Origin of the sequence: Alcanivorax hongdengensis A-11-3 (assembly GCF_000300995.1) — a bacterium.
Taxonomy (GTDB): domain Bacteria; phylum Pseudomonadota; class Gammaproteobacteria; order Pseudomonadales; family Alcanivoracaceae; genus Alcanivorax; species Alcanivorax hongdengensis.
The window spans coordinates 21,404-33,613 of record NZ_AMRJ01000017.1 but is presented as its reverse complement, the minus strand read 5'-3'; the positions used below and the strand labels follow the sequence as shown (position 1 = coordinate 33,613).

Sequence of the window (12,210 nt, the reverse complement as noted above, 5' to 3'; positions counted from 1 at the left end):
TGCCAGGCAATTCCTCGACGCAAGTGACAGTCGCCCGCCTTTATGGCGGGCTTTTTTTGTTACGTTCTCTGCCCTTGTTGGTGTCACTAAACGGTCATATAGTTGATTTTGCTGTTTAGCGACTGATAACCATAATGATTCAGGGAGATAAGAACGTGAAAAAAACTCTGCTTGCCGTATCCGTGGCGGCCTGCCTGGCGCCGGCTTCCGTCATGGCGGCCCCTGCCTTTTACGGGAAAATCAATCTCAGCCTCGACAAGTACAGTGATTACCCGGACATGAACCAGCAGCTCAATCCGGGCAGTCTGGATGACGCCTGGTATGTGGAAAGCAACAATTCCCGCCTGGGTCTGCGTGGTGACGAGAAAGTCCGCAACACCGACCTGACCATCCTGTATCAGCTGGAAGCGGGCTACGATGTGGATGGCGACAGTGGCCAGACCTTCAGCACCCGTAACAGCTACCTGGGTCTGGGCACCAATGTGGGCAAGTTCTTTGCCGGCCGCTATGACAGCGTGGTCAAGCAGGCGGAAGGGCGTATCGACCAGTTCAACGATACCCTGGCCGACATGGATACCCTGTTTCTGGGCCAACGCCGCAACAGTAATACGCTCAACTGGGAAAGCCTGGACTACAGCGGCCTGACTTTCCGGGCCCAGCTGGCACCGGGTGAGGAAACCGCCGTTGGCACTGACACCAAGGACGGCCTGGCCGATACCTGGGGCCTGTCAGCGACCTTCGAGAAGGACAGTCTTTACGCCGCACTGGCGTATGAGAGCAGTTATGCCACCGTCAATATTCCCTCCACGCCAGTGACCTCGGTGGGGGTCGATACGGACCTGATTCGTGCCTCCGCAGGCCTCAAGCTCAGTGATGATGTGCAAGTGGGTGCGATCATCGAACGGGCAGAACTGGACCCCAACCTGGCCGGTGCCGACAAGGCGGACAGCATGTCCTACCTGGTCAGCGGCAGGGTGGGGGTCTCTGAGCGGGTGGCGCTGAAAGGCCAGTTTGGCTGGCTGGACAGCAGCGACCTGGACGCGGACGTGAAAGTGCTGACCCTGGGGGCCGATTACCAGCTGGCCGAGCAGGCCCGGGCCTATGCGCTGGTGTCCCTGTCTGATACCAACTTTGACGATACCACCGTGGACGTGGATGAAACCGGCAATGCCTTCTCCGTGGGCATGGTTTACAGCTTCTGATCCATCAGCTGACTGCCGGATACAAAAAAGCCCCGGGATCGCCGGGGCTTTTTTATGCGCGCCAGCCGGGTCAGCTGTCGAATTTGCGCATTACCAGGCTGGCGTTGGTGCCGCCAAAGCCGAAACTGTTGCTGAGCACCGTGGTCGGCCCCTGATCCTTGCCGGATAACAGGATTGGCATGCCTTCGGCTTTCTCGTCCAGTTGTTCAATGTTGGCGCTGATGGCGGTAAAGCCGTGCTGCATCATCAGTAGCGAGTAGATGGCTTCATGGACACCGGCAGCCCCCAGGCTGTGCCCGGACAGGCTCTTGGTGGAGCCCACCGCCGGAATGGTGTCGCCGAACACCTCGCGGATGGCTTTCAGCTCTGCCACGTCGCCCACCGGTGTGCTGGTACCGTGGGCATTGATGTAGTCCACCGGCCCTTGCACATTGGCCAGCGCCTGGCGCATACAGCGTGCTGCGCCTTCACCATTGGGAGCCACCATGTCGTGGCCGTCACTGGTGGCACCATAACCGATGATTTCCGCGTAGTTTTTTGCGCCGCGGGCCTTGGCATGCTCCAGCTCTTCAATCACCAGCATGCCGCCACCGCCGGCAATCACGAAGCCGTCGCGGGTGGCATCATAGGCGCGGGAGGCCTTGTCCGGTGTGTCGTTGTACTTGCTGGACAGGGCTCCCATGCCATCGAACAGGCAGCTTAATGTCCAGTGTTCCTCTTCGCCGCCGCCGGCGAACACCACGTCCTGCTTGCCCAGCTGGATCTGCTCCACCGCATTGCCGATACAGTGCGCACTGGTGGCGCAGGCGGAGGCGATGGAATAGTTGATGCCTTTAATCTGGAAGGGGGTGGCCAGGCAGGCGGAGACGGTGGAGGCCATCACCCGTGGCACCATATAGGGGCCCACCCGTTTGACGCCACGGTTGCGGGCGATATCCGCCGCTTCCACCTGATTCATGGAGGAGTGGCCACCGGAACCGGCGATCAGGCCGGTGCGTTCATTGCTCACTTCATGGGGTTCCAGGCCGGCATCGTTGATTGCCTGCTGCATGGCCACGTAGGCGTAGGCCGCAGCGTCCCCCATGAAACGGCGTGGTTTGCGATCAATCAGATCATCCAGCGCGATATCCGGCCAGCCGGCAATCTGGCTGCGCATACCCAGTTCCTGATACTGCTCCTTGAAGCGGATGCCGGAGCGGCCTTCGCGCAGGGAGCGGGTAACAGACTCGGGGTCATTGCCCAGACAGGACACGATTCCCATGCCGGTAATAACGACGCGACGCATGATGGACTCCTAGAAACCGTCGGTTGAAGTGAAAAGCCCAACCCGCAGGTCGTCGGCGTTGTAAATGTCCTTGCCGTCCACGCTGACGGTGGCATCGGCGATGCCCAGAATCAGCTTGCGGGTGATCACGCGCTTCACATCCAGGCGGTAGGTGACCTTCTTGGCGGTGGGCAGAATCTGGCCGGAGAATTTCACCTGGCCGACACCCAGGGCGCGACCGCGGCCGGGATTGCCGTGCCAGCCCAGGAAAAACCCAAGCAATTGCCAGGTGGCATCCAGACCCAGGCAGCCGGGCATCACCGGGTCACTTTCGAAGTGGCATTCGAAAAACCACAGGTCCGGGCGAATATCCAGCTCGGCAATGATCTCCCCTTTACCGTAACGACCCCCCTGGTCGCTGATGTGCGTGATGCGATCCATCATCAGCATGTTGGGTAGCGGGAGGCGGGCATTACCGGGGCCAAACAGTTCGCCGTGGGCGCACGCGAGCAAATCCTCGCGAGAGTAGGATGATTTCTGTTCCACAGTTGTAACGCTCAAAAGTTGTACTCCATGCAGGCCTCTTTGGCACCCACCGAGTATATGGATGATTTATGACATCTTGCCTGCAACAACGTGACTTGTTGTCATCTGGTTGACAGATGGTAGCAAAGCCCGTGATGCCCGCACGAATGCCAAGCGTCTCAAAATATGTCGTATTGGCCGGATGTCCTAAAATGACAGTGTTGTTGACCAATACTGACCGAATCGCTCAATTCCATTGCACGCCGGATCACGTGATGTCTGCGTGACTTGCAATTGTCAGACCTTCTGGTGATGCTAACCGCCGCGCAGGCAGGAGCGCCCCGCCAATACTGACGGCCACAATAACGTCCTGTTCTTGCCAAACGCTTAAGGAGTCTCCGTGGCAGCGGAAATCGGGCAACTCTCATTATGGTTGGCACTGGCCCTGGCATCATGCCTGGCCATCTTCCCTCTGGTTGGTGTGCATCGCGGCATTGCTGCCTGGCAATGGTATGCGCGTCCGCTGGCCTGGACCCAATGGCTGGCCATGAGTACGGCCATGGTGGCTCTGGGTTACTGCTTTTACAGCAACGATTTTTCCGTGGCCTATGTGGCCAATCACAGTAACTCGGCATTGCCGTTGCATTATCGGCTGGCCGCCATCTGGGGCGGCCATGAAGGCTCCCTGTTGCTATGGGGCTGGATGCTGTCCGGCTGGGCGGCGCTGGTCGGGCTTCTCAGTCGCAGTGTGCCCGATGCCATGGTGGTGAGGGTACTGTCGGTGATGGGCATGATCGCCGTGGGCTTTCTGTGTTTTATGCTCTTTACCTCCAACCCCTTTGATCGTGCCTTGCCCTGGTTTCCGCTGGATGGGGTGGACCTGAATCCCCTGTTGCAGGACCCGGGGCTGGTGGTACACCCGCCCATGCTTTACATGGGGTATGTGGGGTTTTCCGTGGCTTTCGCCTTTGCGGTGGCCGGGTTGATGGCCGGCGATATGGACCCGGCCTGGGCGCGCTGGGCCCGTCCCTGGACCACGGTGGCCTGGTGCTTTCTTACGGTGGGCATTGCGCTGGGGTCCTGGTGGGCCTACTACGAACTGGGCTGGGGCGGCTGGTGGTTCTGGGACCCGGTGGAGAATGCTTCACTGATGCCCTGGCTGGCGGGCACGGCCCTGATTCATTCCCTGGCGGTTACCGAAAAGCGCAACATGTTCCGGGCCTGGACGGTGTTCCTGGCCATCGTGGCCTTTTCTCTGAGTCTGCTGGGCACATTTCTGGTGCGCTCCGGGGTGCTGACGTCCATTCATGCCTTTGCCAATGACCCCAAGCGGGGGCTGTTCATCCTGGTGTTCCTGTGCGTGGTGGCCGGTGGCGCGCTGGTCTTGTTTGCGCTTCGTGGTGGCGCCCTGCGCAGTAGCCGCGGTTTCAAGCCGCTGTCGCGGGAGGCCTTCCTGCTGGGCAATAATCTGGTACTGCTGACGGCGGCGTCGGTGGTGCTGATGGGCACCCTGTTCCCGCTGATCGGTGAAGCCATCGGCATGAAAGTGTCGATCCGCAGCCCTTACTTCAATGCCTTCTTCGTGCCCCTGTCCGTGGCCCTGGTATTGTTGTTGGTGCCTGGCGTGTTCAGTAACTGGAAGCGCCAGCCGGGCAAGCCGTTGTTGCGACGGTTGCTGATCGTTGCCCCGGCGGCGGTGGTTACCGGTGCGTTGGCGTCGCGGTTACCCGGGGCCACCCCCTGGGTGGGCACGCTGGCGATCATGCTGGCCTGTTATCTGGTGCTGGCCCATCTGGATGATGTGCTGCGCCGGGCGCTGGCCTATGACCTGGGATTGTGGGCTGGCCTTGGCAAGCTGGCGCGCAGTTACTGGGGCATGGTGCTGGCGCATTGCGGGCTGGCCGTGCTGATCACCGGCATTACGCTGGTCAGTTTTTATCAGGTGGAGCGCGATGTGCGCATGGCCCCGGGCGATGAGGTGACGATCGGGGCGTACCGCTTCCATTTCGATAAGCTGGATCAGTACACCGGCCCCAACTTTGATGCCACACGCGGTCATTTCACTGCTTATCACCATGACCGGGCGGTGGCCGTCATGCAGCCGGAAAAACGGCGCTACCATGCCGGTGGTCAGACCATGACCGAAGCGGCCATTGATCCGGCCCTGATGCGAGACCTCTATGTGGCGCTGGGCGAGCCGCTGGACAAGCATGCGGATGACGCCTGGGCGGTTCGGGTCTACGTGAAACCCGGTGTGCGCTGGATCTGGCTGGGGGCGCTGATCATGGCCTTCGGCGGTGCCCTGGCCCTGTCTGACCGTCGCTATCGCAATAGCAAGAGGAGCCCCGCCAGTGAACGCTAAATCGTTGTGGGTGGCGCTACCGCTGCTGGCATTTCTGGCCCTGGTGGGCCTGCTTTACAGTGGCCTGGGCAAGGACCCGCAAAAGCTGCCATCGGCCCTGGTGGGCAAGGACGTGCCGGCGTTTTCGCTGCCCTCCTTGTTGACCGATGAAACCTTTACCGAGCAGTCCCTGCACGGGCGCTGGCAGCTGATCAATGTCTGGGCCACCTGGTGCCCAACCTGCCATATCGAGCATCCCTACCTGTTGACTCTGGCCGCCCGGGGCGTGCCGATAGTGGGCATCAACTACAAGGATGAGGCCGGCCTGGCCCGGGATTATCTGGCCAACCGTGGCAATCCCTTCGTGCAGGTGATTTCCGATGACAGCGGCCAGCTGGGGCTGGATCTGGGCGTTTATGGCGCGCCGGAGACGTTTCTGATCAATCCGCAGGGCAAGATTCTGCTGCGCCACGCGGGCAATGTGGATGAGCGGGTCTGGAACGAGGAATTTCTGCCGCTGGTGCCGGCCGGGCAGTGGGGGAAAGCACAATGACATCGTCGCGGAGACTGTTGCGTGTGTTGCTGCTGTGTCTGGTCAGCCTGCCGGCCTGGTCGGCCATTGATGTCTACCAGTTTGATAACAGCCAGCAGGAAGACCGGTTCCATCGGCTGACCGAGGAACTGCGTTGCCCGAAATGCCAGAACCAGAGTATTTCCGCGTCGGATGCGGATATCGCCAAGGATATGCGTGCCCGGGTTCACCGCATGATTCTGGAAGGCAAGAGTGATGACGAGATCGTCGGCTACTTTGTGGATCGTTACGGCAACTTCGTCACCTACCGGCCACCGGTCAATCGCGGCACCCTGATTCTCTGGCTGGGCCCCTTGTTGCTGTTTGTCGGCGGCGCCCTGGTCATTATTCTTTTGCTCAAGCGCGCCAGCGGCCGGGCCGACACGGATGAGGGGGACGATCAGCCATGATGTTATGGATAATGGCGGCGGTCCTGCTACTGGTAATGACCGTGATTCTCTGGGGCCTGTGGCGCCGGGAAGGGCAGCGCCAGTCGGGCCGCCCCGGCCTGGCTCTGGCCATTCCGGCACTGGTTTTGTGCCTGGCGGCGCTGGGTTATGCCCTGCAGGGCTATAACCGGGAGACCGGCCCCTGGCTGGAACAACAGCAGGCCTATAAAGACGTGGCCCGGCAGATTATTGCCGGCCAGACACCGGATCAGGTGGCCGCCAAGGTGCCCGCCGGCCAGCTGGCCCGGGTGCTGCAATCGGAACTGGCGCGCCATCCCAGCGCGGTGGGTTGGTATGCGCTGGGCATGATCTATGATCAGCTGGGCGCTCCCCAGCTGGCGGAAGAGGCCGCCCGCAAGGCATTGGTGCTGGCCGACGACAAGGCGGATATCCATCTGTTGCTGGCCCGCGCCCTGATCGAACAGAACCAGGGGCGACTGACCGAGGACGCCCAGGCGCAGATTGATCAGGTGTTGGCGTCCCAGCCGAACCATGATGGGGCCTGGATGATGCTGGCCATGGCCGCGGATCGGGCCGGGCGTTACCCGTTGGCCATTCACGCCTGGTCATCACTGCTCAAGCGCCATGACCAGGGGGAAACCGGCAAGCTGTTGCGTATGGGGCTGGAGAAGAGCCGCCAGCAGCTGGCCCGCCAGGACCGGTTTGCCTCTCTGCCGGCCACCATAAGGGCGACGGATCTGCCGGCGGGCGGTACCCTTTTTGTGTACCTGCGCAGGGCAGGTAGCCAGGGCCAGCCGCTGGCTGCCCACCGCACCGTAGTGCGAGACTTTCCGGCGACGGTGACCTTGACGCCGGGCGACTGGTTGCAACCGTTCCCGGAGGAGGGGGCGGCACTCGTGATCGGCGCGCGCTATACCCCGGCGCCCGGAGCCAGCGTGGATCAGGCCGGTATCAGTGCCGATCCGGTGCCCCTGACCATGCCCCTCGAAGGGCCGGTGTCGCTGCAACTCAAATGATTGACTGAAAGCACCGCCAGGTGGGCCAGCCTCGACCTAGGTCGCACCCCCTTTCCCTTGTTATACGCGGGGGGGCAAGGTAAAGTTGCCCCCCTCAGAGACCCCCGTGGTCTCCCAGATGATGGTTAGATGGAGAGTTCTATGCGTGTCATCCTGCTTGGTGCTCCCGGTGCGGGCAAGGGCACCCAGGCGCAGTTCATCAAGGAACAGTTCAATATTCCTCAGATTTCCACCGGTGATATGCTGCGCGCTGCGGTAAAGGCAGGCACGCCCCTGGGCCTGGAAGCAAAGAAAGTCATGGATGCCGGTGGCCTGGTGTCCGATGACATTATTCTGGGTCTGGTCAAGGAGCGCATCGCTCAGGATGACTGTGCCAATGGCTTCCTGTTCGACGGCTTCCCACGCACCATTCCCCAGGCCCAGGCGCTGGTGGATCAGGGTGTAAACATCGACTTCGTGGTGGAGATCGATGTGGATGACGAAGAAATCATTGAGCGTCTGAGCGGTCGCCGCGTCCATCCGGCTTCCGGCCGGGTGTACCACGTCAAGTACAACCCGCCCAAGGAAGATGGCAAGGATGACGAAACCGGGGACGCCCTGGTTCAGCGCGACGATGACAAGGAAGAAACCGTGCGCAAGCGTCTGGAAGTGTATCAGTCCCAGACCCGCCCGCTGGTGGACTTCTATCAGCAGCAGGCCGAGCAGGGTGACAATGCGCCCCGCTATGTTCGCATTGCCGGTATCGGCAGTGTCGATGATATCCGTGATCGTGTATTGACGGCGCTCAAGGGCTAAGTCGAATGCGGTTCACCAAAAAGGAGGCGAAAGCCTCCTTTTTTTATGCCTGTCTGTGGCGCCGCTAAAACGTGTTCGCGTGGCGGCTTTTTCAGCAGCCTGTTAACAGGCGGAGGGGAAAACCGTTTGCCTGGCAGGGCTTTTCTACAGGCCCAGGCAATACCTCCTTTCTTATCCTGCCGGTTTTATCGCCGGGACTCTACGCACTCAGCGCTTCTGTGCCGTTTGGCATGAGCGCTTGGGTGTCATGTCACCGTTGGACGTTTCCTTAAGGAAAACTGCAAAACCTTAAGGGGTTTTCAGATACCAATGGCACCCATCGGGTGCCGACATTGTTTGCTATGCCGAAGACGCCGTTTTAATGAGAAAAAAAGTAACGAGAGGCGGGATTTTTTTCTTTTTTTACCGGTTTAAAAAGAGGGCTGGTCAAATAATGTACCAACTGATTTTTTTTTATGCTATTTTCCGAAATGTCGTAGTAACAATGACAACGCTATAGCTTAGGAGATCGATTATGGCTCGAGCAAAGAAAGCGCCGGCAAAAAAAGCCGCGGCGCGTAAAACCCCGGCCAGAAAAAAGGCTGCGGTAAAAGCGCCCGCACTTCCCAAATCTGTTACCAATGCGGAAGCCAAGGTAAAACTGCAACAGAAAGCCGTTGACCAGGCTGAAAAGAAAGTGGCCCAGACTCAGGGCAAGCTGGACAAGCACCGCGTCAGAATCGATACCGAGAATGGCAAGCTGGCCAAGCTCCGTACCGACATTGCCGCCAAGCGTGACAAGGCAAAAGCCTCCGGTACCGCCGCGGCCAAACGTGCCGTTGATACCGCACGCGGAAAAATGAATACGCTTCGTCTCAAGCTTCAGGACCTTCGCGGTGAAAGCAAACTGATCCGTGCCGAAATCCAGGCCGGTAAAAAAGTGGTTACCCGTGAAGTGAAGAAACTGCGCACGGCTGAGCGTAATCTGAAGACCAAGATGCGTGAGCACGAGCGCAAGCTGGCGAGAAAAGCGAAAGCGGAGCAGAAAAAAGCCGAGCAGAAGGCCAAAGCGGCCGCACGCAAGGCAGCGGCCAAGGCCAAGAAAGCGGCCAAGAAAACCACCGCGAAAAAGAAAACCGCGACTCGCAAGAAGACAACCACTGCCAAGAAGGCGGCGACTCGCAAGGCACCAGCCAAGAAAGCCGCGACTCGCAAGTCGGCCCCCAAGAAGAAGGCTGCCGCTCGCAAGTCCCCGGCCAAGAAAAAGGCAGCAACTCGCAAAGCGCCTGCCAAGAAAGCAGCCAGCAAGTCCTGATAGGGGCTCTGGTGTTGAAAAACCCCGCTCCGGCGGGGTTTTTTTATGGTTTATCGCGGATCAACGGAAGGCATAAAAGGTCGGACGTCTGACGTTGGACCAGGCTGACTTCTCTCTAAGCCGCGAAGCCCCTTTTACTGCCAGCCCTGTTGCCGTTGTCCGCAGCGCTGCCGTCAACAGGGGAGGGCATGATTGGCCCGGGAGGCGCCAGTGACCGGCTCGACGGCACCAAGGGCAGGGCGTTGATATCGAAAAGTTGTTGATAATGATTCGCGTTAGGGTTAGCATCCTTTCCAGAGATTGAGGAAAGGCGTATCTATGTACGTATGTATTTGTAAGGGCATCACTGACGGTCATATACGGGAAGCGGTCGATAACGGCTGCGACAGCCTGCGTGATCTTCGTCGGGAACTTGGGGTTGGCAGTCAGTGCGCGAAATGTGCCCGCCACGCCCGTCAGGTGCTTCGTGAAGCCCGTAGCGAAGCCCAGGCGCCCTCATTCTCGAACTCTTCCGCCAACGAGGCCGTAGTGTACTGGCCCCAGCCGGCATAAAAATCGTTCTCATTTCTATAAGCGCTTGTAATGCAAGCGCTTTTTCTCTTTTCTCCTTGCCTGTCACTCGCCGATGCTGAACAATGGGCCCTGACCCCACGTTCACGAGATAGGGAGATCCCCCATGAAAGGCGATGCCAAGGTTATCGAGCACCTCAATCGGGCTCTGGGCAATGAGCTGGTAGCCATCAACCAGTACTTCCTCCACGCCAAGATGTACAAGGACTGGGGCCTTCAGGCGCTCTACGAGAAGGAATACCACGAGTCCATCGACGAGATGAAGCATGCTGACTGGCTCACCGAGCGCATCCTGTTTCTGGAAGGCATTCCCAACTTGCAGGATCTGGGCAAGCTGATGATCGGTGAAAACACCCAGGAAATGCTCAACTGCGATCTCAAGCTGGAAAAAATGGCCGTTCCGGACCTGCGTGAGGGCATTGCTTATTGCGAATCGGTGCAGGATTACGTGTCCCGCGATCTGCTCAAGAACATTCTGGAATCCGAGGAAGAGCACATCGACTGGCTGGAAACCCAACTGGGTCTGATCGATAAAGTGGGCCTGGAAAACTACCTGCAAAAACAAATGGAAACCGCCGAAGACTGATTGCCCAGTTTTTAAGCGATCCGCGCTTGACTCGCCGCAGGGGTTTCGGAATAATGCGCAGCCTCTCGGGGCGACATAGCAACGAGACACGCACCGGTAGCTCAGTTGGATAGAGCAACTGGCTACGAACCAGTAGGTCGGGGGTTCGAATCCTCCCCGGTGCGCCATACAGAAACAAAAAAGGCTCCCAAACGGGGGCCTTTTTTGTTTCTGTCTCCCCCTGCCGAGACGGTCAGCCTGGCTCCCAACGCGTTCAATAAATTTACTATTGCCGCCATCACTCCCAGGAACCCATCCGCTAAACTGGCATCGAAGCCAGCACCGCAGCCCGGGAAGCATTCTCTTGTCCGACTATCTTGAACGCCTGAATCAGTTGCTCTACCGCGTCCGCCATTTGTGGGCGGTGGTCAGTTTCGTGCTGGGGTTGAGCAGTTATTTTCTGGTGCAGCGTCAGCCCTGGCTGGCGGCGGCGTTGACCGCGGTACTGGTGGTAACCTGGGGACTGTTACTGACGGAGAATCTCTGGCGACGGCGCTTTCATGGCACGGCCATGGACAATATTTCCCAGGGGGCACTCAAGCTATTGTTGCAGGCGGTGCACCAGGAGGCCTTCTTTTTCAGTTTGCCGTTCGTGTTGTTGCAGTGGGCGGCGGGGGCCGAGTATTTCTTTTTCACCACGCTGGTGGTGGCAGGCGCTCTGATCAGCATCCTTGACCCGCTCTACTTTCGTCTGGCCCGCCATCGGGGTCTGTACTTCGGCTTTCATGCCTGGGCCCTGTTCGTGGCCTTGCTGGTGTTATTACCGCTGATTTTTCACTGGACCACGGACCGCGCCCTGATGGGAGCGGGCTGGTTGACGGCGCTGTTTGCCTTGCCCAGCTTCTGGGGGCTGGGCGGGCCACGGCGTGCCATTCGCTGGGCCTTGTTGATCGGTGTCTCGGTGATTATTGCTCTGGTGCCACGATGGTTATCGCCGCTGGTGCCGCCACTGACCCTGTCGTTACAGGACGAGGCCGTGGCCCTGTCTCTGGACCGTCAGCAGAGGACGCCGCTGGTCAGCGGCCAGGCCTTCACCGCCGAGGAGGTCAGCGAGGGGTTGTATGCCTACACCGCCATCAAGGCGCCGCTGGGTCTGGGCCAGAAGGTCTACCATTACTGGTATCACGAGGGGGAACTGGTGGACCGCATCGCGCTGGAGCTGCACGGTGGCCGGGAATCCGGCTATCGCACCTGGTCGCACAAGCGCCATATCCCGGCGGCCGCGCTGGGGCACTGGCGGGTGGAGGTTCGTACCGGTGCCCAGCAGATCATTGGCGTGCTGCGGTTTCGGGTGACACCCTGACGCGCAACAACGGTGCAAAAAAAGGCCGCTGTGGTGCCTCACTGCGGTGCCATTGCACCGGTATTTTTCCGCAAACCGGGCGTACAAGTCCGCGTGATTTCTGCTAACTCACTGAAATAAAAGTTTTTCTCTAACTGGCACAGCTCTTGCCTTTGTCTGCCCGTACAGACATTCCGCGCGGTCAAAGGCGATCGTGCATGGCAAGAGCAAAGGCGCTCAAGGTTCCACACCAACGACGGTGTGGCGCCCTGAGCGCTTTTTTTATGCCCGCATAAAACGGGCAATGTGGAGGGA

12 protein-coding genes and 1 tRNA gene are annotated in these 12,210 nt (G+C 59.4%); 11 read left to right on the top strand and 2 right to left on the bottom strand.

Translation table 11 applies throughout. The features are described 5' to 3' along the window. The first annotated feature begins 155 nt into the window (after positions 1-155). A complete protein-coding gene (locus A11A3_RS11245) occupies positions 156-1,202 on the top strand; it encodes a porin (RefSeq protein WP_193353576.1) in 1,047 nt (348 codons plus the stop codon). Between the two features lie 70 nt (positions 1,203-1,272). Here the strand turns inward: A11A3_RS11245 and fabB are convergent, their stop codons facing one another. Together fabB and fabA are read right to left on the bottom strand one after the other, a co-directional pair. Further along, on the bottom strand, positions 1,273-2,487 hold the full coding sequence (gene fabB, locus A11A3_RS11240) for a beta-ketoacyl-ACP synthase I (protein ID WP_008929420.1): 1,215 nt from the start codon (positions 2,485-2,487) through the stop codon (positions 1,273-1,275). A gap of 9 nt (positions 2,488-2,496) precedes the next feature. Then, on the bottom strand, positions 2,497-3,027 hold the full coding sequence (gene fabA / locus A11A3_RS11235) for a 3-hydroxyacyl-[acyl-carrier-protein] dehydratase FabA (protein ID WP_370695895.1): 531 nt from the start codon (positions 3,025-3,027) through the stop codon (positions 2,497-2,499). A gap of 364 nt (positions 3,028-3,391) precedes the next feature. Between fabA and A11A3_RS11230 the strand changes: the two genes are divergently transcribed. From A11A3_RS11230 to A11A3_RS11190, 10 genes are all read left to right on the top strand, one after another. Continuing rightward, positions 3,392-5,353: a heme lyase CcmF/NrfE family subunit gene (locus tag A11A3_RS11230; RefSeq protein WP_008929418.1), complete on the top strand. Its 1,962-nt coding sequence runs from the start codon at positions 3,392-3,394 to the stop codon at positions 5,351-5,353. Next, positions 5,343-5,885: a DsbE family thiol:disulfide interchange protein gene (locus tag A11A3_RS11225; protein WP_008929417.1), complete on the top strand. Its 543-nt coding sequence runs from the start codon at positions 5,343-5,345 to the stop codon at positions 5,883-5,885. The genes A11A3_RS11230 and A11A3_RS11225 overlap by 11 nt, the downstream gene beginning before the upstream one ends. Beyond that, entirely contained in the window at positions 5,882-6,313 is a 432-nt protein-coding gene (locus tag A11A3_RS11220) for a cytochrome c-type biogenesis protein (RefSeq protein WP_040297083.1), read from the top strand. Before A11A3_RS11225 ends, A11A3_RS11220 begins: the two co-directional genes overlap by 4 nt. Beyond that, positions 6,310-7,329: a TPR domain-containing protein gene (locus A11A3_RS11215; RefSeq protein ID WP_040297081.1), complete on the top strand. Its 1,020-nt coding sequence runs from the start codon at positions 6,310-6,312 to the stop codon at positions 7,327-7,329. The genes A11A3_RS11220 and A11A3_RS11215 overlap by 4 nt, the downstream gene beginning before the upstream one ends. A gap of 141 nt (positions 7,330-7,470) precedes the next feature. Then, on the top strand, positions 7,471-8,124 hold the full coding sequence (gene adk / locus A11A3_RS11210; RefSeq protein WP_008929414.1) for an adenylate kinase: 654 nt from the start codon (positions 7,471-7,473) through the stop codon (positions 8,122-8,124). Positions 8,125-8,638: 514 nt separating this feature from the next. Continuing rightward, entirely contained in the window at positions 8,639-9,418 is a 780-nt protein-coding gene (locus A11A3_RS11205) for a hypothetical protein (protein ID WP_008929413.1), read from the top strand. Between the two features lie 318 nt (positions 9,419-9,736). After that, a complete protein-coding gene (locus A11A3_RS17465; RefSeq protein WP_008929412.1) occupies positions 9,737-9,970 on the top strand; it encodes a bacterioferritin-associated ferredoxin in 234 nt (77 codons plus the stop codon). 124 nt (positions 9,971-10,094) lie between these two features. Next, positions 10,095-10,574, top strand: coding sequence for a bacterioferritin (bfr, locus tag A11A3_RS11200; RefSeq protein ID WP_008929411.1), 480 nt, complete (start codon positions 10,095-10,097; stop codon positions 10,572-10,574). Between the two features lie 90 nt (positions 10,575-10,664). Further along, positions 10,665-10,741: transfer RNA gene (locus A11A3_RS11195), tRNA-Arg, on the top strand. Positions 10,742-10,917: 176 nt separating this feature from the next. After that, positions 10,918-11,916, top strand: a complete 999-nt coding sequence (locus A11A3_RS11190) for a DUF5924 family protein (RefSeq protein ID WP_008929410.1) — start codon at positions 10,918-10,920, stop codon at positions 11,914-11,916. Positions 11,917-12,210: the final 294 nt, after the last annotated feature.

Excerpts from the sequence above, each read along its gene's own strand:
- A11A3_RS11220 (WP_040297083.1), top strand. The coding sequence starts at position 5,882 with ATGACATCGTCGCGGAGACTGTTGCGTGTGTTGCTGCTGTGTCTGGTC.
- A11A3_RS17465 (WP_008929412.1), top strand. The coding sequence starts at position 9,737 with ATGTACGTATGTATTTGTAAGGGCATCACTGACGGTCATATACGGGAA.
- bfr (WP_008929411.1), top strand. The coding sequence starts at position 10,095 with ATGAAAGGCGATGCCAAGGTTATCGAGCACCTCAATCGGGCTCTGGGC.
- A11A3_RS11205 (WP_008929413.1), top strand. The coding sequence starts at position 8,639 with ATGGCTCGAGCAAAGAAAGCGCCGGCAAAAAAAGCCGCGGCGCGTAAA.
- adk (WP_008929414.1), top strand. The coding sequence starts at position 7,471 with ATGCGTGTCATCCTGCTTGGTGCTCCCGGTGCGGGCAAGGGCACCCAG.
- fabB (WP_008929420.1), bottom strand. The coding sequence starts at position 2,487 with ATGCGTCGCGTCGTTATTACCGGCATGGGAATCGTGTCCTGTCTGGGC.
- A11A3_RS11215 (WP_040297081.1), top strand. The coding sequence starts at position 6,310 with ATGATGTTATGGATAATGGCGGCGGTCCTGCTACTGGTAATGACCGTG.